The organism is Asticcacaulis sp. P2_B1 (assembly GCF_056404915.1).
Map to the genome: position 1 here is coordinate 68,040 of NZ_JBFUDD010000009.1, position 20,804 is coordinate 88,843.

General features: G+C 60.1%; 18 protein-coding genes. 13 read left to right on the forward strand and 5 right to left on the reverse strand.

The window, feature by feature from the left end; translation table 11 throughout:
• The first annotated feature begins 306 nt into the window (after positions 1–306).
• The 7 genes from AC1DX3_RS17410 to AC1DX3_RS17440 all read left to right on the forward strand — a co-directional run bounded on the left by AC1DX3_RS17410 (position 307) and on the right by AC1DX3_RS17440 (position 10,480).
• Positions 307–3,252: a TonB-dependent receptor gene (locus AC1DX3_RS17410; protein WP_476990590.1), complete on the forward strand. Its 2,946-nt coding sequence runs from the start codon at positions 307–309 to the stop codon at positions 3,250–3,252.
• A gap of 154 nt (positions 3,253–3,406) precedes the next feature.
• Positions 3,407–4,930 carry a tryptophan halogenase family protein gene (locus AC1DX3_RS17415; protein ID WP_476990591.1) on the forward strand — a complete coding sequence of 508 codons (1,524 nt, stop codon included), beginning with the start codon at positions 3,407–3,409 and terminating at the stop codon, positions 4,928–4,930.
• A complete protein-coding gene (locus tag AC1DX3_RS17420; protein ID WP_476990592.1) occupies positions 4,927–6,426 on the forward strand; it encodes a tryptophan halogenase family protein in 1,500 nt (499 codons plus the stop codon). The genes AC1DX3_RS17415 and AC1DX3_RS17420 overlap by 4 nt, the downstream gene beginning before the upstream one ends.
• A gap of 89 nt (positions 6,427–6,515) precedes the next feature.
• Positions 6,516–7,538 (forward strand): 3-oxoacyl-ACP synthase III family protein, encoded by a 1,023-nt coding sequence (locus AC1DX3_RS17425; RefSeq protein WP_476990593.1) that lies wholly within the window; start codon positions 6,516–6,518, stop codon positions 7,536–7,538.
• A complete protein-coding gene (locus AC1DX3_RS17430) occupies positions 7,535–8,485 on the forward strand; it encodes an NAD-dependent epimerase/dehydratase family protein (RefSeq protein WP_476990594.1) in 951 nt (316 codons plus the stop codon). Before AC1DX3_RS17425 ends, AC1DX3_RS17430 begins: the two co-directional genes overlap by 4 nt.
• Positions 8,482–9,246 (forward strand): MBL fold metallo-hydrolase, encoded by a 765-nt coding sequence (locus AC1DX3_RS17435; protein ID WP_476990595.1) that lies wholly within the window; start codon positions 8,482–8,484, stop codon positions 9,244–9,246. Before AC1DX3_RS17430 ends, AC1DX3_RS17435 begins: the two co-directional genes overlap by 4 nt.
• A 16-nt stretch (positions 9,247–9,262) precedes the next feature.
• The gene (locus AC1DX3_RS17440) at positions 9,263–10,480 is read left to right on the forward strand and encodes a F390 synthetase-related protein (RefSeq protein WP_476990596.1); all 1,218 of its coding nucleotides are present in this window, start codon (positions 9,263–9,265) and stop codon (positions 10,478–10,480) included.
• Here AC1DX3_RS17440 and AC1DX3_RS17445 read toward each other — a convergent pair.
• A complete protein-coding gene (locus AC1DX3_RS17445) occupies positions 10,477–10,851 on the reverse strand; it encodes a type II toxin-antitoxin system RelE/ParE family toxin (protein ID WP_476990597.1) in 375 nt (124 codons plus the stop codon). The two genes, AC1DX3_RS17440 and AC1DX3_RS17445, sit on opposite strands and share 4 nt — an antisense overlap.
• A complete protein-coding gene (locus AC1DX3_RS17450) occupies positions 10,851–11,096 on the reverse strand; it encodes a ribbon-helix-helix domain-containing protein (protein ID WP_476990598.1) in 246 nt (81 codons plus the stop codon). Before AC1DX3_RS17450 ends, AC1DX3_RS17445 begins: the two co-directional genes overlap by 1 nt.
• Before the next feature lie 71 nt (positions 11,097–11,167).
• Between AC1DX3_RS17450 and AC1DX3_RS17455 the strand changes: the two genes are divergently transcribed.
• A complete protein-coding gene (locus AC1DX3_RS17455; protein ID WP_476990599.1) occupies positions 11,168–12,313 on the forward strand; it encodes an ATP-grasp domain-containing protein in 1,146 nt (381 codons plus the stop codon).
• Here the strand turns inward: AC1DX3_RS17455 and AC1DX3_RS17460 are convergent.
• Both AC1DX3_RS17460 and AC1DX3_RS17465 read right to left on the reverse strand, forming a co-directional pair.
• Entirely contained in the window at positions 12,308–13,291 is a 984-nt protein-coding gene (locus AC1DX3_RS17460) for a Rieske 2Fe-2S domain-containing protein (protein ID WP_476990600.1), read from the reverse strand. The two genes, AC1DX3_RS17455 and AC1DX3_RS17460, sit on opposite strands and share 6 nt — an antisense overlap.
• On the reverse strand, positions 13,288–14,358 hold the full coding sequence (locus AC1DX3_RS17465) for a hypothetical protein (protein ID WP_476990601.1): 1,071 nt from the start codon (positions 14,356–14,358) through the stop codon (positions 13,288–13,290). Before AC1DX3_RS17465 ends, AC1DX3_RS17460 begins: the two co-directional genes overlap by 4 nt.
• A gap of 135 nt (positions 14,359–14,493) precedes the next feature.
• On the opposite strand from AC1DX3_RS17465, the gene AC1DX3_RS17470 reads away from it, so the two are divergent.
• The 3 genes from AC1DX3_RS17470 (at position 14,494) to AC1DX3_RS17480 (ending at position 16,609) form a co-directional block, all read left to right on the forward strand.
• Positions 14,494–15,936, forward strand: a complete 1,443-nt coding sequence (locus tag AC1DX3_RS17470) for an amino acid permease (protein ID WP_476990602.1) — start codon at positions 14,494–14,496, stop codon at positions 15,934–15,936.
• Between the two features lie 62 nt (positions 15,937–15,998).
• Positions 15,999–16,337 carry an antitoxin of toxin-antitoxin stability system gene (locus AC1DX3_RS17475; protein ID WP_476990603.1) on the forward strand — a complete coding sequence of 113 codons (339 nt, stop codon included), beginning with the start codon at positions 15,999–16,001 and terminating at the stop codon, positions 16,335–16,337.
• Positions 16,334–16,609 (forward strand): type II toxin-antitoxin system RelE/ParE family toxin, encoded by a 276-nt coding sequence (locus AC1DX3_RS17480; RefSeq protein ID WP_476990604.1) that lies wholly within the window; start codon positions 16,334–16,336, stop codon positions 16,607–16,609. The genes AC1DX3_RS17475 and AC1DX3_RS17480 overlap by 4 nt, the downstream gene beginning before the upstream one ends.
• 1 nt (position 16,610) lies before the next feature.
• Here AC1DX3_RS17480 and AC1DX3_RS17485 read toward each other — a convergent pair whose 3' ends face one another.
• On the reverse strand, positions 16,611–18,350 hold the full coding sequence (locus tag AC1DX3_RS17485) for a DUF885 domain-containing protein (protein WP_476990605.1): 1,740 nt from the start codon (positions 18,348–18,350) through the stop codon (positions 16,611–16,613).
• Positions 18,351–18,688: 338 nt separating this feature from the next.
• On the opposite strand from AC1DX3_RS17485, the gene AC1DX3_RS17490 reads away from it, so the two are divergent.
• On the forward strand, positions 18,689–19,105 hold the full coding sequence (locus AC1DX3_RS17490) for a hypothetical protein (protein WP_476990606.1): 417 nt from the start codon (positions 18,689–18,691) through the stop codon (positions 19,103–19,105).
• 87 nt (positions 19,106–19,192) lie between these two features.
• On the forward strand, positions 19,193–20,800 hold the full coding sequence (locus tag AC1DX3_RS17495) for a sodium:solute symporter (protein ID WP_476990607.1): 1,608 nt from the start codon (positions 19,193–19,195) through the stop codon (positions 20,798–20,800).
• The last annotated feature ends 4 nt before the right edge of the window (positions 20,801–20,804 follow it).

A 20,804-nucleotide genomic window follows, 5' to 3' on the forward strand; every position in this document is an offset into this window, starting at 1 on the left:
GTATGACGAAACATAAAGTTGACTATGGTGATTATCATACAATATGATAGCGTTACCATGACACGTACCATCCGCTTGTGAACATGCTTCCCCATGGCACATCGCGGACGGGGTGTGTCGGTAAAAGGACAGACCAAGGGATGGACAAAAATACCCGCGGCGGCGGCATAGCCACGACCCGTAATTTTCATATTTGAAAAAAATTTCAAGTGCGATTTTTACTGGTGCCATCTGACCTTTCACCAGAACAGCCGAACGGCGTCGCTCCGAGAAGGCGACGACCTACTTTCATTCAGGGAGATGTTGATGAAGACCTCTAAAAAAACCGCCCTAGTCACTTTAATGGGTGGTGCCTCCGTCGTGGTTCTGAGCATGATGGCCATGTCGGCCGCCGCACAGGACACGACCGCCGCCCCGGCTCCGGCCGCCGACGACTCGACCGTCGTTGTCATTACAGGGCAGCGCGCCCAGCTCAAGAGCGCACAGAAGATCAAGAAAGACTCCGACGTCATCGTCGACTCGGTCACCGCCGTCGATATCGGCGCCTTGCCTGACCGTTCGGTGTCGGAAGCGTTGCAGCGTATTTCCGGTCTGACCCTGATGCGCACCAATGAAAACCGCGACCCGGCCCGCCTGGCGGCCGAAGGCGGCAGCGTCCAGATCCGCGGCCTGTCGTGGGTCCGCTCCGAAACCAATGGCCGTGACATCTTCTCTGCGAAGAACGGCCGCGGCCTGTCCTTTGAAGACGTCTCCGCCGACCTGCTGGCCGGCGTCAATGTCTACAAGAACCCGTCCGCCGATATGATCGAAGGCGGTATCGGCGGCACGGTCGACCTGCGCACCCGCCTGCCCTTCGACCAAAAGAAGCGCATTCTGGCCTTCTCGGTAGACAGCAATTACGGCGATCTCGAAAAGAAATCGCACCAGTCGTTCAACGCCATCTATGCCGATCGTTTCGACACCGGCGCCGGTGAAGTCGGCGTCCTGCTCAACTATTCCTATGGCGACGTCGGTAACCGTACCGACAGCCTGAGCACCGATAAGCGCGGCCAGATTAATGTCGGCACGACTGCCAATCCCGACTATCGCTATATCCCGGGTTCGCTGGGCTGGCGCCAGGTGACCTGGCAACAGAACCGCACGGCCTTGGCCGGCGCCCTGCAATGGAAGCCCAACGACACATGGTTGTTCACACTCCAGGCCATGGACGCCAAGGTCAAGGCCAAGAATATCGAATACGCCCTGGGTTCGTATGACGGTTCGATGTCAACACCGAATTCGACCTATGTTTATGATTCCGACGGCAGCCTGATCTCAGGCACCAATCCGAGCGCCGGCTATGACGCCGATACGCGTTACGGCGGCGATAACAAGGAAACCAGCGATATCTCGCTGAATTTCAAATATACCCCCGCCGGCAACTTCTCGCTGAGCGGCGACTTGCAATATGTCAAGTCGCACGCCGACAGCGTGTCGATGACCGCCTATACCGAACTGGCCGACAAGCCTTCGATCTCGTGGGCCGGCCTCAATACCGACCTGCCGACCATTACCGTCAACGAACCCAGCAATGTCGCCGACAAGTCGCGCTACTATTGGGCCGCGGCGATGGACCACATCGAAGACAATGACGGCAACCAGGTGTCCGCCCGCCTCGACGCCCGTTGGGACTTCGACGATTCGCAATGGCTGAAGTTCGTCAAGGTTGGCGTCCGCGCCACCGACAAGGACTATACCACCCGCCAATCGGGCTATAACTGGTCGCTGTTGTCGAACCAGTATTGGCTGAACAGCAGTGATCCGGTCTATATCGACCAGACCGGCGGTCACAATCCAGGCGATGTCCAGAATACCAACCTGCCGAGCCAGGTCACCTATCAGACCTTCGACAACTTCTTCCGCGGCGACGCCAAGGTGCCCGGCAATGTCTGGTTCCCTTCAGCCGACCTTGTCAGTAACGGCACGCAACATGCCTATGATCTGCTGAAGGGCACGGAAACCCAAGGTTGGGGTTGGTCGCCGCTGAGCACAAATTACAGCAACTACCATCCGGCCGGCGATAACCAATCCGGCGGTATCAACCTGCAAGGCGAAAAGACCTATGCCCTCTATGCGGTCGGTCGTTTCGGCGGGGACAGCCTCTTCGGCTCCGGCTTCAGCTATGACGGCAACTTCGGCGCCCGCTATGTCCAAACCGAGGCTACGGCAGACAATGCGATCTTCACCCTGCCGGTGATCAATACGGCTTGTCCGTCCGGAAACTCCTGTCCCGACCTGGCCAAGGCCATTGCCTTCTCCAGTGGCACATTGCAGGCCCCGGGTTCGTTCAAGAACACCTATTCGAACATCCTGCCCAGCTTCAATATCCGCGTTCACCTGAGCGATCAATGGCAGCTGCGTTTTGCGGCCTCCAAGGCGATGGTGCGTCCGGACCTCTATCAGCTGACACCCTATACGTCGCTGAGCATCGCCTTCAATGCCGATGGCACCCTGTCCAACCAACAGGGCGGCGCCTATACCGGCGTCGGCGGCAATCCGAATCTGAAGCCGATCACGGCCGATCAGTACGACCTCACCGCCGAATACTACTTTTCGTCGACCGGCAGCTTCACCTTCGACCTGTTCGCCAAGAACCTGCAAAACTACATTTATACCGGTTCGCAGGCCGAGACCTATACCTCTGGCGGCCAGACCTTCACCTTCAACGTGTCGCGTCAACTCAACGGCTTTGAGGGCGAGGTCAAGGGCTTCGAAGTCGCCTACCAGCAGTTCTACGACTTCCTGCCGGGCGCTCTTTCCGGCCTTGGTCTCCAGGCCAACTACACGCACATCGATTCGTCCGGCGGCCACAACACTGCCGTCAACATCTTCGATGGCAATCAGATTACCGGCCAGAACCTCGGCGATCTGCCGCTGGAAGGCATGTCGCCGGAAAGCTACAATGTCGCTCTGATGTACGAAAAGTACGGCATCTCGGCGCGTCTGGCCTATAATTACCGGTCCGACTACCTGCTGACCACGTCGGGCGCCAATATCAACTCGCCAGTCTGGTCAGAAGCCTACGGCCAGCTCGACGGCTCGATCTTCTATACGATCAACGACAAGTACAAGATCGGCTTGCAGGCCACCAATATCGGCCAGGCGCGGACCATCCTCGATGTCTCGACGCCGCAAAACCTGCTGATCAAGAAGCGCTACAACTGGGTCGACACCGATCGCCGCGTCGCCATCGTCCTTCGCGCTTCTTTCTAAGACCAAAACCCACCGCGGAGCCTTGTGTTCCGCGGTGCCTCCTCTTGTGTTGCGACTGTTCTCGCACTTGCCCCTGCCGGCCACCGCCGACAGGGGCATTTTTTGTAGAGCCCTGCGTCTGTATTGGCTATGGTCCCAGCAAAGAGGAAACCCGGTGGCAAAACCTATCCAAAGCATCGTTATCGTCGGTGGCGGAACCGCCGGCTATATGTGCGCGGCCGCGCTCATGGCCGCCTTGCCGAAAACCGTTTCCGTCACCCTGATCGAATCCGCGGCCATCGGTACGGTCGGGGTCGGTGAAGGCACTCTGCCGTCGATCCGCCGCTTTAATGCCCATGTCGGCCTGGACGAGGTCGATTTCATCCGCCGTAGCGAGGCCTCCTTCAAACTAGGTGTCGATTTCGTCGACTGGGGCCATGCCGGCAATCGCTATTTCCACGCTTTCGGCGATTATGGCGCCGAGGTCGAAGCCATTCAGCCCTATGCCTTGTGGCGCCGTCTGCGCGAACTCGGCGATCCAACGCCCCTGGTCGCCTATAACGTGCCGGCCCAGATCGCCCGCGCCAACCGCTTTTTGCCGCCCAATCCCGATCCGCGCTCGCCGCTGCACGACTACAGCTACGCCTTCCATTTCGACGCGTCACTCTATGCCGGCTTGCTGCAGGAACGGGTCCTCAAACGCGGCGTCACGCGCATCGACGCCAAGATCGCCCACGTGCGTCTGAAACCCGATGACGGCTTTATCGCCGGCGTCACGCTGGACGACGGCCGTGAGATCGACGCCGACTTCTTCATCGACTGCTCCGGGTTTCGCGGCCTGTTGATCGAGGAGGCCTTGAAGACCGGCTACACCGACTGGTCGCACTGGCTGCCGGTCGACGGTGCCTGGGCCGTGCCGACCGCCAAATCCGGGGACACCACGCCCTATACCCGTTCGACGGCGCGCGAAGCCGGTTGGCAATGGCGTATCCCTCTGCAGCATCGCACCGGCAACGGCCATGTCTTCAGCAGCCGATTCACCACGCCGGAAGCGGCGCGCGACACCTTAGTGAACAATCTCGACGGCGCCATGCTCAAGGATCCGATGTTGATCCGTTTCCAGACCGGTCATCGCAACAAGTTCTGGCACAAGAACTGTATCGCTGTCGGCCTGGCTTCCGGCTTTATCGAGCCGCTGGAATCGACCTCGATCAACTTCATTCAGACGGAGGTTGCCCGCTTTCTCGACTTCCTTCCATTACAGGGCCCCAATCCGGCCTTGGAAGACGAGTTCAATCGCCTGACCTTGCAGGAATATGTCCGCGTCCGCGATTTCATCATCCTGCATTATCGCCTAAACCAGCGCGCGGAACCTTTATGGCGCTATACCGCCACCACGGCCATTCCTGACGAGCTGGCGCACAAGATCGCCGTCTTCCAGGCGCGCGGTCGGGTCGTCATGCACGAGGGCGATGCCTTTTCTGCCGCCAGCTGGACGGCCATTTTCGACGGTCAGGCCGTTGTGTCCGAGTCCTATGATCCGCTGGCAGACCGCTTGCCCGAAGCCGATCTACGCAGCCTCATGCAGCAGCGGCGCGATGGCATAGCCCGCGTCGTCGGGCAATTGCCGTCGCTCGACGATTTCATCGCCCGCCACTGCGCTTCGCCGGCCTATCTGAAGTCCCAGGTCATCGCATGAATCAGCCACTCGATAGCATCGTCATCGTCGGCGGCGGAACCGCAGGATGGATGACTGCGGCAGGGCTGGCGCATTTCCTGCGTAATTCGCGCACACAGATTACCCTGATCGAATCCGATGATATCGGCACGGTCGGGGTCGGTGAAGCCACCCTGCCCTCGATTATCGGCTTCAACCGGCTGCTTGGCATCGAAGAGCGCGATTTCCTGCGCGCCACCCAGGGGACCTTCAAGCTGGGCATCCAGTTCGTCGACTGGAAGCAAAAGGGCGAGACCTATTTTCATCCCTTCGGCAGCTACGGCCATAAGCTCGACATCTGCGATTTCCATCACTACTGGCTGAAAGCACGCCAGTCCGGGCTGAAGGCGCCGCTCGACGACTATTGCCTGAACGCCATCCTGGCCCGCGATCAGCTGTTTAGTCCCCCGGTCAACGATCCATCCACGCCACTATCGACCCTGACCCACGCCTATCACTTCGATGCCGGACTCTATGCCCGCTACCTGCGGACCTATGCCGAGGCCCGCGGTGTCAAACGCATCGAGGGCAAGATCACCCATGTTTCCCAAGATCCGGACACGGGCTTTGTAACATCGGTGCACCTGGACAAGGGGCAGACCGTCGCAGGTGACGTGTTCGTCGACTGCTCGGGCTTCCGCGGTCTGCTGATCGAGGACACCCTGAAGACCGGCTATATCGACTGGAGCGACACCCTCCCCTGCAACAGCGCTCTAGCCGTGCCGTCGGAGCGGACCGTCAATGTTCATCCCTATACGCGCTCAACTGCGCGCGAAGCTGGCTGGCAATGGCGCATCCCTTTGCAACACCGCACCGGCAATGGTTATGTCTATTGCAATCGCTATATCAGCGACGATGACGCCCACGCGACCTTGATGAACAATCTCGAGGGCAAGGCCGTGGCCGAACCGCGCCTGATCCGCTTTACGACCGGCCGCCGCGCCCAGTCGTGGAACAAGAATGTCGTAGCGATCGGTCTATCGGCGGGCTTTATCGAGCCGCTGGAATCGACCTCGATCCACCTGATCCAAAAGGCCATCCTCAAACTGGTGCGCTGCCTGCCGGACAAGGCCATGGCGCCGGAATTGATCGGCGAGTTCAATCGTCAACTGCGGCTGGAATACGAGGATACGCGCGACTTCATCTCATTGCACTATAAGGCGACCGAGCGCAACGACACGCCGTTCTGGGACTATAACCGTACAAACACAATATCCGACAGTCTGAAGGCGCGCATGGAGCTCTTCGCCCATTCCGGTCGTCTGTTCATCAATGACGGCGAAGCTTTCGCCCTGACCAGCTGGGTCGCGGTCATGATGGGCCAGGGCATCATGCCGAAGACCTACGATCCGACGGCCAATGTCCTGTCGGACGACGACGTACGCAAAAGCCTGAATTTCATTCGTGAAGCCTTCGCCAAAACCGCGGCTCAACAGTTTAAGCACAGCGACTTTCTGGCACGCCACATCACGGTCTGAACCCTGTTCACAAAAATTTGGTTCAACTTTGCCGGCGTGCAATGTTATCCATGACGAAACCGGGCGGTTTAAGAGCTAGAGGCACCCCATTGTCGTCATCACGACCCGCAGCCGTGCGCCCCGTCTTCCGTTCTCCCCTGCAAATCCTCGGCAGCGGCCATGCCCTGCCGCGCGCCTGTGTTACGTCCGACGCACTGGATGTCGTACACGGCAAGCCCGAGGGCTGGTTGTACAAGCGTTCGGGCGTAGCCCAACGCTTTGTTTGCGGCGACGAGGACCAGCTCGACCTGGCGCTCGACGCTGCCGGCCAGGCCCTGGCCGAGGCGCAGTGCGAGCCGGCGGGCATCGCCCTGGTCCTTTTCGCGGCCGCCGTGCCCTATCAGTCGATCCCGGCAACGGCCCCCCTGATTCAACAGCGATTGGGCATCCAGGACGGCGCCTGCATGAGCTTCGACGTCAATTCGACCTGTCTCAGCTTCGTAACCGCGCTCGACATCGCCAGCCGCATGATCCCCGCCGGGCGCAAGGCCTTGGTCGTCGCGGCCGAAGTCGCATCGCGCGGTCTGCCGTGGAAGAGCGATCCGCAGATCGCCGCGCTGTTCGGCGACGGCGCAGCTGCGGTCGTCGTCGATTCCGCGACCGATGAGGCCGGTGTTGTCGCCTCACGGATGGAGACCTACCCATCGGCCTACAATGCCTGCACCTTGGGGGCTGGTGGCACGCGCTACGACTATCACCAGGATCGGGATGCCTTCGACGCCAACAGCTTTTTCCGTATGGACGGAGAGGCCCTGTACCGCGCTACGGTCAAGCATTTCGAACCCTTCCTTGATCGTCTGCTCAAGGACGCCGGCTGGACGCGCGACGATATCGATGTCGTTATTCCGCATCAGGCCAGCCCTGGAGCACTCGCCCACCTGGCCCGGCGCTGTGGCTTCAAATCGGATATCGTTGTCAATATCGTCCGCGACCACGGCAATCAGATCGCGGCTTCGATACCGACGGCCCTGTCGATCGCCCGGCAGAGCCAGCGCGCCCTGACCGGCCACAAGGCGCTGATTCTCGGCACCTCCGCAGGTATATCCCTGGGCGGCATGGCGTTGGTTTTATGAGGCTTGTTGTATCCGGCGCCACCGGCTTTCTCGGTGGGCATCTGTGCCGATATTTGAGCGGGCAAGGTCACGAGGTGATCGGTCTTGGCCGCGATTCGGAGAAGGGTGCGGGCCTGGGCGCAAGGTTCGAAGCCGTCGACCTGAGCACCTCCGAAGCACTGAACGGCGTGTCCTCAGCCGATGCCTTCGTCCACTGCGCCGCCCTGTCGTCCAACTGGGGCCGCCGGATCGACTTCGAACGCGCCAATGTCACGGGTACGCGCAACGCCTTGGCGATCGCCGAACGCATGGGCGTCAAGCGTTTCGTGCACATCTCGTCGCCAACCGTCGCCTTTCGCTTTCGCGACCAACTGAACCTGAGCGAGGACGCACCCCTCCCCGGGCCGGTCAATGCGTATGCCGCCAGCAAACAACATGCAGAACGACTGGTGCGAGCCCGCCCAGAGATAAGTCCCATCATCCTGCGACCGCGCGGCATTTATGGTCCGGGCGACAGTGCCCTGCTGCCGCGCCTGCTGCGGGCAGCGCAGAGCGGCGCGCTGCCCCTGATCAACCATGGCGAAACCGTCACCGACCTGACCTATGTCGATGATGTGGTCAGGGCGATCGCACTCGCCCTGACGGCGCCAGACATCTGCAATGGACGCACCTACAATATTTCGGGTGGCGAGCCGCTCAGCATTAAGGCTATCATCACTCAAGCCGCCCAAGCCGCAAAGATCCCGGTCAGCTTCACAGGAATCCCGCGTATATTGGCCATGACAGCGGCACGGATCGCCGAGTTCGCGGCAAACATGACGCCCGGTCGTCCAGAACCTCTGTTCACTGCCTACAGCGTCGGAGTCATGGCCTACAGCCAGACGCTTGATATCTCAGCGGCGCGACGTGATCTCGGTTATACGCCGCACATTTCGTTCGCGGACGGCTTAAGGCGGACCTTTTCATGACGCCGATCTTCGCCAACAGCGCCACCGTCACGGTGCCTGAACGCTTGGTCCTGAAGGATGGCGCCTGGCGACCGGTGACACTCGGTGTGCGTTACGGTGTGTGGCTACATCCATCCGAAGGGCCTGTGCTCATCGATACCGGCTATGGCCCCGAAGTCACATCGGGTCCCCGCAGCCTGGCACTGGCCCTTTATGCCGCCGTGATCAGACCGAAATTGGTCCAAATGCCCGAAGCGGTGCTGGAGCGACTGGGTTTCACGGCTGCCGATGTCAATACCATCGTTATCACCCACTTCCACGCCGATCATGTCAGTGGTCTGAGACGATTCCCCAACGCGCGTTTCGTCGCGGCGGGTTGGCCGGCGCTCAAGGCGCAATCGGGTTTTCAACATCTGCGCCACGGTGTTTTCACTGAACTTCTGCCCAATGATTTCGAAGATCGGCTGACGGCGATGGAAAATCTTCCCGATATCGCCCTGCCCTTTGGTTCGGCCCGCGATATTTTCGGTGACAGCAGTCTGCTGGGGCTCGACCTTCCGGGCCACGCGCTCGGCCACACCGGGGTCGTGTGGCCGGAACAGAAACTGATCTACGCCGCCGATGCGCAATGGTTGAAACGCGCCGCGCTGGATAACCGGCCGCCGCGCGGACCGGCGCGTTTGATTTATCAGGATGAGCGGGCCATGCAGGCCTCGCTGGCGCATCTTCGTCAGGCCGTAGCGGCAGGCTATGAGATCGCTTTTTGTCATGACGATCTTTAGGGCGCTTACGTCTTTTATGCGTACGCGTCGGTTAGAGAATCGACTTAAGACGCATGAGCAGGTCAAGAGTTATCAAAAAAAACATATAAAACAATGGCATGAACGAATAAAAACGTCAATTCCTTATTTCCGGAATTTTGGAAAAAACGACTTTATTGCCGAGCCCTTTCTTGATAAAAACCGTCTCATGCAAAATTTCGCCGACTATAATTCGGCCGGAGTAAGCGCTGCCGACGGCTGGGCGATATTCGAAAACCGCGCCCCGCAAAAAACCGGCTACTTCGTTGGCGCCAGTACCGGCACCAGCGGCAATCGCGGGCTCTATGTTATCTCGGATGCCGAACGCTATGAGTGGCTGGGCGTTATGCTGGCGAAGACCCTGCCGCGCTTTCCGTTCGAGACGGCCCGCATCGCCCTGATCCTGTCACTCAATTCAGCGCTCTACAAGACTGTCAACGCGCCCGGCCTTAATCTCAGATTCTTCGATCTGCATGCTGGTCTCGATGTCCTTCTACCGGCCGTCGCGGCCTATGCGCCGGACACGGTCATTGCCCCGCCCAAGGTATTGCGCGCTTTTGCAGAATCCACCCGCCGGCTGCCCCTGAAACGTCTGTTCTCCGGTGCCGAGGTCCTCGATCCCCTCGACCGCGCCGTCATCGAAGCGCGCTTCGGTGTCACAGTGCGCGAAATATATATGGCGACCGAAGGCTTGCTGGGCGTCGCCTGTGAGCACGGCACCCTGCACCTGTGTGAGGACGCCGTCCTCTTCGAATGGGAAGATGTCGCCGGCAGCGATCTGAAAACGCCGATCATCACGGATTTCACCCGCACTACCCAAGCCATGTGCCGTTACCGTATGAACGACCTATTGCGCCTATCGAACAAACCCTGTCCCTGCGGCTCTCCCTACCAGGCCGTCGTCGCCATCGAAGGCCGGGCAGATGACCTTTTAATCATCGGGGGAACACACACCGTGACCCCAGATATCGTTCGCAACGCCATTGTCGACGCCGATCGGCGCATCCTCGATTTTCGCCTGCGACAGACCGGACCGGAGGAGCTTGAACTCGTCCTACCGCAAGACCTGCCGTCCGAAGCCGCCGACAGGGCAATGGCCGCCCTAGTCGCCCTATTCTCGTCATTGAATTTATCGGTGCATATAGTCGTCCACCTGGAAATCCTGACAACATCGGCGCGCAAATTGCGCCGGGTGGAGCGGATATGGCAAGGCTAAGGCTTGAACATCGACCGCAAAAAGGCTGCTCGCATGTCGCCGACCTCCTCGTCGGTCAAGGCTTGCAACTCACGCAGACGTGTGGACACGTCCATGCGTTGGTGAAGAATGGAAGTGATGGCGACAACGTCAGGGGCGAGGACGACAAAGGCGATATAGTGGCTGCCRACGCGATGCAGTTGGATCTTCAACGCCTCTGTCAGGCGCGTTCGCTTCGGCAAGGTGTCATGGCGGTCGGCGATATGCTGAAAGCCGGCGTAGAGTTCACGTACATAGTCGTAGGTGCGGCGCTGGCCCCACCTATCGATACCATAGTCCGTCAAATGGCCGAGATGGCCATAGGCCGTAGGAGTCAGGTGATAGACGCCCATCACATATCTTTGGGCTTGAGATCTTCCAAAAACTTTTCCACGATCTCCTTCGGCACGAACTCTCCGCGTTCGGCCTCGTCCAGGCCCTGAAGAAGCGAATGGTAAACCCCCATCCTCTCCATATCCTTGCGGATCAGGTCGCGGACATATTCGCTGGGCGTCGCATAGGTCGCCGTGCCGCCAGCAATACGGTCGACATAACGGCGCATTTCATCCGGAAGGCTGACGTGCAAGCTGCTGCCCATAATGGATCTCCTCTGTCGTGCAGTGTCCCATCTATGTCAATAAATGTCAAATATTGCGGTCGGAGGCGGGCTTGAGTCGCGTTCTGATCACCGGGGCGCGGGCGCCCGTCGCCCTACATCTGGCGCGGCTGTTTGCGGTTGATGGACATCATGTGACCTTGGCCGACAGCCACGCCCATCCGCTGGCACGCGCCACTCGTCACGCCGGTTACATCTGCCTGCCGCCACCAAGTGTCAGTCTGAAGGCCTATGGCAAGGCACTTTCAGCGGCATGTTCCACACACCGCATCGACGTGATCATTCCGACCTGCGAAGAGGTGCTATATCTTGCCGCCGCCCGCGACCTCCTGGGCGTAGATCTGCGGCTGTGGGCGCCCGATTTCGACCGCCTTAAACGGGTGCATAATAAATATAGCTTTGCACAATTGGCGCGGACCGGGCCAGTCACCGCGCCCGAGACTCACCTGCTGACCTCACCGGCCGACCTGGAGTCCGTACCGGCCGGCAAATGGATTTACAAACCCGTCTGGTCGCGCTTCGGAGACCGCGTATTGATCCGACCTGACGCCACGGCCCTGTCGACGCTCAGACCTTCGCGAGACGATCCCTGGGTGGCCCAGACCTGGTTACCCGGCGAGGAATTATGCTGCCATGCCGTAGGCCACCATGGCCAGTGTGTCGCTCGTCAGGCCTATCGTCCACTCTGGCGCGCCGGCAAGGACAAGGGTGCCGGGGTCGCCGTCGAGCCAGTCAACGATCCGGACGTCACAGCCTTTGTTGAAGGGTTTGTCGCGGATCAGACCTGGCACGGCCATATCTCGTTCGATTTCCGCCGCGATGCCGCTGGCCGCCTCCATGTCATCGAATGCAACCCGCGCGCCACGACCGGTGCGCACTTCTTCATCGCCGGTGACAACCTGCCCGAGGCTATTCTGAACGGCACGCCGGCCCAAGCATCGGGTAAAACGGCCCTGACCGTGCCGCTGGCCATGCTGATCTATGCCTTGCCCCAGGCCCTGAAGACCGGCAGGCTGCGGCAATGGCAGCGCGACTTCGGCCGTATGGGCAATCTGCTGAACGATTCCAACGATCGCGCCACTTGGCCATTCGAACTGCTGGCCCTGGCGGAGATCCTCACCAGCGCCGTGCTGACAGGCAAGGGCCTGAAGGCGACAGCCACAGCCGATATAGAATGGAACGGCGGTGCCTTTCTATAGCTCCATCTCGACGGTCATCGGGGTATCAGACACCGCAAGCCGGCGGCCAGCGAGAATGTCCTCGATCGCCAGGCGCATAATATCGAGTGGTCCAACCATCCGGCCCATCTGCCCGGTCAGGGCACGATTGTCCGTCGCCGCCTCGAGGATGCGTTGGTCCTGGGCGACACCCACCCGGAACATGGGCTTGAACAGCAGGGCCTTGAGATATCCCAACCCACCCTGGCGCGGCCCCGACAAGACGCCGATGCCGGCGACCGTGTCCGGCGTTGCCTGACGCAGGTGAAAGGTCGTCGCCAGATTGATGCCGCGCGGACCCCAGAATTCGATTTCGGCAATACCCGGCGCCAGGAAGCGTCCAACACTGACTGACCGTCCGCCTTCCAACAAACGGCTGACCAGGCCTTCCTGGCGCGGCTCGCCGACATAACGCGCCTCGACCCAGCCATCGCCGCCGGTGACCGTTACCGTGACGCGATAGCGCCGCGCGCTCAGGCCCCGCAACAGACCGCGGTGGACGAAGTGGGTATGGGTTGAATCGAGGATATTTTCGGCGACGTCAGCCAGGGTGGAACGGACCCGGTTTTGGGCCAGGGCGGTGATATTGGCGCCACCGCAAAGAGCCCCGGCGTAGGGCTCCACCGTTTGTGGCTTCAGGGCGATAAAAACGATGCCGTGACGTTCCGCGACCGGGAAGACCGGAACGCGACAGGACGACACATCGCCGACATGGCCCGGCATGTCGCGACAGAGGCCCTCGGCATCGAAAACCCAGCCGTGATAGGCGCAGGCGATGCCGCTGTTAGTAACCCGACCGAGCGAAAGCGGAGCGCCGCGATGCGGGCATTGATCATAGAGCGCGCTCAAACCCTGAGAGGTCCGGAACACCACGACCGGCGTACCGTCGACGACAAAGCGCTGAGGTCGGTCGCCAATATCGCGTGCCGGCGCCACGGCAATCCAACCCGACGGGATCATAGCGCGAGCCCCTTCAGCACCGCAACGCCGACCGTATCGAGCACGGTCCTCACACACCGGCCGGCCGCGCGCCGTCCCGGGCTGAGGTGGCGGTTATAGACGACGCTATATTCCACGGCCGCGACGCCGCCGCGATGACGTTTAAAAGCCGCCGCGCCGGCGCTCATATTATAGAGCATCCGCCGGTCTCGCGCGCGCAGCAGGGCCAGGGCCATCAGCCGGCGATAGAGACCCGTTTCAGCCGTCTGTACGGTGTCATAACCGACGATCGGTGCCGTCAGGGTATCGCCTTGTTCGAAAAACCCGATGACGCCATCCAGAACACCATTGCCATTACGCAGGCCGTGGAAACTCAGCAAACCGTTCTGATGGGCCAATTGCATGAACAGTGGCGTGTAACGCGGATTGAGCCAGGTATATTTGTCGAGATAAAGCTTCTGATAAAGCCAGGCCATGCGTTCGAAATCGCCCTGCCCGATCTCGTCAGGGCCCACGACGCGAAAATCAGCTTGGTCGAGCAGATTGCGGTCGCGCGCTTCATCGCGATGGACACGCGGCGCAGCACCGCGCGCGTCGAAAATATAGATTTGCCGCGACGGCAGAGTACTATAGCCACAGGCCTTGAAACGCGGCAACAACTGGCTGTGGCAAACGTCATTGAGCGAACGCCATAGCACGACATGTCCTGGCCATTGCTTGGCCACGGCCTCCGTTACCTCGGCGATCTGATTGGCCGTCAGGTCGGGAATGATATTTGTAGAGAACAACCAATTGTTCGGCTGGACCTGGCGGTCGAAGCCGCTGGCACGCAGCAAGGGACGCGCTGCGCCGATCAAACCCCGCAGCGCCATTTTCAGCCATGGCCGCGCCTTGAAATGGCGTAATTCGTCCTCGGCATAGTCGAGATAGGCTACGCTGGGACAACAGATATAACAGGTCGGCGCGCCGTCATTCACCGTCAAAGGCAGGCGGCTCCCACCTATCTCGATGTCGCGCATCTCGGTCGTCAGATTGCTGATGAGGTCCCGCGTAAGCGCAGATGTGAAGACGCCTGTGGCTGCACACATGTGTAACCCCTGAAATTGCGCCCTATGTCCATCTGACATCTCCGACGGGCCCCTGTCCATAGCTGCCGGGCCGACTGCATTGACAAGTGCGTGAAAGTGATCCCACTCTGGTCGTTTGTTTTTAAGGGGACACTTATGGCCTTGTTCGGACGTCTCAAACCGCTTGACGACCACCTTACCCACGCACCCGCTAATGCACTTGCCAAAACTCTGAGCTGGCCGCACCTGATTGCGCTGGGCATCGGCTGCACGATCGGCATGGGCATCTTCACCCTGACCGGTGTCGGTGCCAAGCTGGCCGGTCCCGGCGTCATCCTGTCCTTCGCCATGGCCGGCATGGTCGTGATCTGCGCCGCCCTGGCCTATACGGAAATGGCGACCCTGATCCCGACCTCCGGTAGCGCCTTCACCTATACCTATTCGGTGCTCGGCGAAGGCCTGGCCTGGGTTGTCGGCTGGTCTCTGGTGCTCGAATATGCGCTCGGCGCTGCCGCGGTGGCCACTGGCTGGGCCGGCCATATCCAGGGCTTTCTCGAAGGCACCTTGCACATAGTGACACCTGCTGCCCTGACCGCGGGCCCCATGGCCGGCGGCATCGTCAATATCTACGCCGTCGTCATCGCTTTGATCGTTACCGGGCTCCTTTTGATCGGCACGCGCGAAAGCGCCACGGTCAATATCATCCTGGTCGTCATCAAGTGCGCCGCCCTGGTGCTGTTCGTCGTCCTGGCCATACCGGCGATCAAATCCGGCAATTACCACCCCTTTATGCCCTACGGCTTCCAGGCCCATACCCTTGGCGACGGCGTCGACAAGTACGGCGTCGCGGCAGCAGCGGCGATCGTGTTCTTCGCCTTCTACGGCTTCGATGCCGTGTCGACCGCCTCGGAAGAGGTCAAAAACCCCAATCGCGACCTGACCATCGGCATTGTCGGCTCCATGGTCGCCTGCGTGCTGATCTATATGCTGGTCTCGGCTTCGGCCGTCGGTGCCATCGACTTCAAACTGTTTTCCAACAGCGCCGAGCCCCTGCCGGACGTCATGCGCCTGCTCAGCCATCCACTGGCGGCAGCCTTGATAGGCGCCGCGGCCATCGTCGCACTGCCCTCGGTCATCCTGGTCTGCATCTATGGCCAGAGCCGCGTCCTGTTCGTCATGGCGCGCGACGGCCTGATCCCACAGGGCTTTGCCAAGGTCAATAAGCGCGGCATCCCGGCTGTCATGACCATTACGACCGGTCTGTTCGTTGCCGCCGTCGCCGGGTTTATTCCGTTGCAAAAGATTGCCGAGCTGGCCAATGCCGGCACGCTCTGCGCCTTTACTGCCGTGTCATTGTCGATGATCGTCCTACGCATCCAAAAGCCCAAGCTGGAGCGCATTTTCAAGACACCTGTGTTTTGGCTGATCGGCCCGGCCGCCATTATCGGCTGTATCTGGCTGTTCACCAGCCTGTCCGACCTGGCCAAGATGTGGTTCCTGGAGTGGAACGCCGCCGGCCTGGTCTTTTATTTCTGCTATGGTTTTTGGCGCTCGCGCCTGCGTGGCGCCGCCAAGCTGGAAAGTGAAGGCGGCCTATGACTTGAAAAATATGCAGACTTCGTCTATAAAAGGTTAGTACCTTTTTCATACGGAAATCTGCCATGGCCAAGGAAGCCGTCTTTACGCTGAAGCTCGAAGCCGAGTTGCGCGATGCCTTTATGTCCGAAGCCGAGGCCACACACCGGCCGGCTTCGCAGATTGTGCGCGACTTCATGCGCGATTTCGTCAAGAAACAACAGGACAAACGCGACTACGACGCCTGGTTCGAGGCGGATACGGAACGCGCGCTTAAGGAAGCCGACGATCCCAATACCAAGTGGTTGACCCACGAAGAGGTTCTGGAACGCATGCGCATCCAGCGTGAATCTCTGTTGGCGCGTATCGCCGCCCGCGACGCCGCTGAGGAAGCTGCGGCGGCCACCAATACCGCCGCAGAATGAGTCGAGTCTATTGGGCGGAAATGGCGGAATCCGCGCGCGATGCCAGGATCGAATTTATCGCCCGAACCAGTCTTGATGCAGCACTTGAGCAATTCGAGGAAGTTCACCGGCAGACAACCCGCTTGCTCACTTTCAAATACCTGGGCCGACCGGGCAAAACTAAGGGCACACGCGACCTGACCATCAATCGCACCTCCTTTGTCGTGACCTACCGGATTATCGGCGACAACATCCAGATCATGCGCTTTCGCCACACGTCGGAAAAGTCCTGAATCACTTCTCCTCATCAGGATAAGGCCCGACCCCACCGTCGGCGATAAACGCGTCGATATGCGCCGTCAGGACCGGCAGCGGCACCGAACCCAGTTCCAGCACACTGTCGTGGAAGGCCCGGATGTTGAACTTCGGACCCAGGGCCTTTTCCGCCTTGGCGCGGGCGTCGGTGATCGCCATCTCGCCGAGATAATAGCTCAGCGCCTGGCCCGGCCATGAAATATAGCGGTCGACCTCGGTATCGATCTCGTGTTCGCTCAGCGCCGTGTTGTCGCGGAGATATTGCCGGGCCTGTTCGCGCGTCCAACCCTGGCTGTGAATGCCGGTATCCACAACGAGCCGCGATGCTCGCCACATCTGGTAACTCAGCATGCCGAAACGATCGTAGGGCGTTTCATACAGGCCCATCTCGTCGCCCAGCTTCTCGCAATAGAGCGCCCAGCCCTCGCCATAGGCCGAGATATAGGTCTGCTGGCGAAACTCAGGCAGGTTCTTGTTCTCGGCCGCCAGCGGCATCTGGAAGGCATGGCCCGGCGCCGACTCATGCAGCGTCAAAGCTGCCAGTTGAAACAATGGCCGCGATTTCAGGTCATAGGTGTTGACGAGATAGACGCCCGGCCCACCGCGCCCACTAGTATAATAGGGCGCGATATCGTCGGGCACCGGCACGATGCCGAAACGCTGGCGCGGCAAATGGCCGAACCAATCGCCGGCAACTCCGTCGAAGCGTTTGGCTGTCCAGGCTGCGCGATCGAGCAAGGCCTGAGGCGTCGTGGCATAGAATTTCGGATCACTGCGCAGATAGGCGAGAAAAGCCGGAAAATCGCCCTGGAAACCGACTTGCTTCATGACCTCAAGCATCTGAGCGTGGATCAAGGCGACCTGGTCGACGCCGATCTGATGGATCTGCGCCGGCGTGAGGTCGAGCGTGGTGAATTCACGGATCTTCGACTGATAATAGGCCGCGCCGTCCGGCAGGGCGCTGGCGCCCAAGGCAATCTGCGCATGCGGAATATAGTCGTCATCGAGAAAAGCCAGCAGCTTCCTGTGGGCCGGCACGACGACATCGGTGATGACCTTGACGGCCTCGTCGCGCAGCGCGGCCTGGACACCGGCAGGAATCGTCGCCGGCATATTGAGGAACGGTTTGTAAAATGCGGTGTCCTGCGGCCTGGCGTCGATCACCGACCGGACCGACACGTCGCGACCTTCGAGAGTGATTTGCGGCGGTGTGAAATGGCGTTTCAACCCGGCACGCATATTGACCATCTCCTGGTCGAAATAACGCCCCATCTCGCTCAATTGGCCGAGATAGTTGCGGTAATCCTGCTCGCTGCGGAAATTCTGGTCGGCGGCATAGGTCAGATCACTCCAGAAGGCGCTGTCGGAGTTGACGGGGCGCTCATATTCACGGAATTGCTGCGCCGCCAGCAGCCCGTCGATCTGCGTTTTGTAGACCTGGAAATTGACCTGATTGTCCGGTGACAACTGCGTCGTATTGATAGCCGCCAATTGCTTTTCAACGCCTTGCCAGTAATCCAGCCTTTGCTGTTGCGCCTGGGCGCTGACATCGGGCAGATGGGCGGCAACCCTGTCCGAGCCGCTGTCTTCGCCCGCGGCCTGCTGGGACGACCGCCATGCCCATTCGGCGCTGTATATGGCCTTGAATTGGCTGTCGGCCGGGCTTTCGGCCCAAGCCGGCGTCGCCAGTAGTGCAAACAGGAACCCAAACCATTTCATTGAAGCGCCCTCCGATCTTATCCAAATGACGTCAGTCGCCGCACTTTGACAAGCCCGTCCGGCATATATTTGCCGGCAACACAACTTTAAGGGGCGCCGCTACCCAAACCTTTCTCATTCACACGCATCGCACGGTTTAATAAGCTTTCGTTAAGCTTGCGCCACTTCGGAATGCCCAAACTATCGGGGTATTACACACCCCGATGGCCGGCGTTAAGACTATTTTTACCACGATCACACGCAAAGGTGGCACAAGCCTTGAAAGGCCGGGCGCATACCGGCTCCACCTGTCCCGTTTTCGCCAGGCCGTCGGCGCAGCACCCCTTTGAGACGTGATCATGTCACTTGCTTTCAAAATAACGCCGGATGATGAGGTTTGGGATTGCCCCCCCGAGACCGGTTCCTTAGCGCCCTCGGCGTCCCGTACCCTGTGTCTTGGCTTCACCTTGCAGACGCGGACCCGCTTTACATTCGACGGCATGACGCACCGCGGCGACCGCGGCGATACCGCCAGCCCCTGCGCCCGGCTGTTCCGCGTCGGCCCGCCAGACGCTCACACCATACGTGTCAATATTATGCTGCCAGAGGATTGGCAATCCGGGCTAGTTCAGGCCTTTTATGTCGACCCCGTCTCGGCCCTGTTCCAGACCCTGCCCGGAATCCGTCGCGAACTGCCCGACGTCCTGCTCCTTGGCCAGGTCGAAGTGACGGTCATCAATCACAAACCCCTCGTCCCAACTATTCCCTTCCGGTAGCGGTAACGCCGCCTTTCCGGCAAAACGCCTGTTGGCACCCTCAGCAATGCGCTCTAAGGATAACAATAAACGGGGAGTTCTCAGCGCATGTTTTCGGTCCATAGCTTAAGCTGGCTCGATATGGCCGTGATCGCCATCTACATCGGCGGGCTGGTCGTCGTGGGCCTGATGGACCGCCACCGCATGACCAAGGCGCGTGATGTCTTTCTGGCCGGGCAGTCGGCGTCATGGCCCAAGATCGGCTTTGCACTTTATGCCTCGACCATTTCCGCCACCTCGCTGGTCGGCCTGACCGGCTCGGCCTACGCCCACGGCATCAGTGTCTTCAATTACGAATGGATGGCCGCGGTTGTCCTGACCATCTTCTGCGCCTTTATCCTGCCGACCTATATCAAGTCCCAGGTCTTCACGGTGCCAGAGTTCCTTGAGTTAAGATATGGCCGCTTCGTCCGCACCTATGTCTCGGGCCTGGCCATTCTCCTCGGCGTCTTTCTCGATGCCGCCGGCGGCCTGTTCGCCGGCGCGGTGTTATTCCAGATCATGTTTCCCGATTGGCCGCTATGGCAGGTGTGTGCATTGCTGGCTGTCCTGGCCGGCGGCTTCCTGATCACAGGCGGTTTGCGCGCCGTCATCCTGATCGAGTCGATCCAGGGCGCTATCCTGGTCATCGCCTGCGCGGCCATCGCCTTCTTCACCTTTCAGGCGGTCGGCCACGGCCGCGTCACCGAAGGCTGGCACAATATGATGACGCGGATCGACGCCGCCCACCTTAAACTGATCCGTCCCGCCTCGGACCCGGCCATGCCGTGGACCGGCCTGGTCACCGGCGTACCCCTGATCGGCTTTTACTTCTGGTGCACCAGCCAGATGATGGTCCAGCGTGTCCTGGCGGCCAAGTCACTCGACCACGGCCGCTGGGGCTCATTGATGGGCGGCGCCATGAAGCTGACCAACCTGTTTCTCGTCATCCTGCCCGGCGCCGCTGCCCTGTTGCTGTTCCCGCATCTCGATGAGCCCGACCAGGTATTTTCGCATCTCGTCTTCGAAGTCCTGCCACACGGCTTGACCGGCCTGATCCTGGCCGCCTGCCTGATCTCCATCCTGTCGGGCCTGGCCTCCATCTACAATGCCACATCGACGCTTCTGACCATGGACTTCGTGCGCAAACTGAAGCCCGATATGAGCGAACAAGGCCTGGTGCGCACCGGCCAGGTGACCATGGTCGTCTTCATGGTGCTGTCCATCCTGTGGGCACCGCAGATCGTCCATTTCAAGGATACCCTATGGCAGTATCTGCAAGCCATATTATGCTACTTTGTGCCGCCGATCGCCGCCGTCTTCATCGCCGGTCTGTTTCTGCGCCGCGTCAACAAGGCGGGGGCCGCCGCCGGTCTGATCGTCGGCACGACCTCGAGCATTACGCTCTTTTTCGGTGTCGAGGTCTTCCACGCTATTCCGTTGCATTTCCTGGTCGCCGCCGTCGTCATCTTCGCGGTCAGCTTCGCCGCCTTGCTGGCCGGCAGCCTGCTGGAACCCGCCCCCGATGTCGCCCGGATCGCCCCTTTGATGTTCTCAAAGGCCGTATGGCAGGCCGAGACCGAGCACCTGAAGACGATCAAGTGGTATCAAAATTATCGTTTCCTCTCGATCGGGCTGCTGGTCCTAACCTTCTCCATTGTCGCCTGGTTCGCTTGAGTAC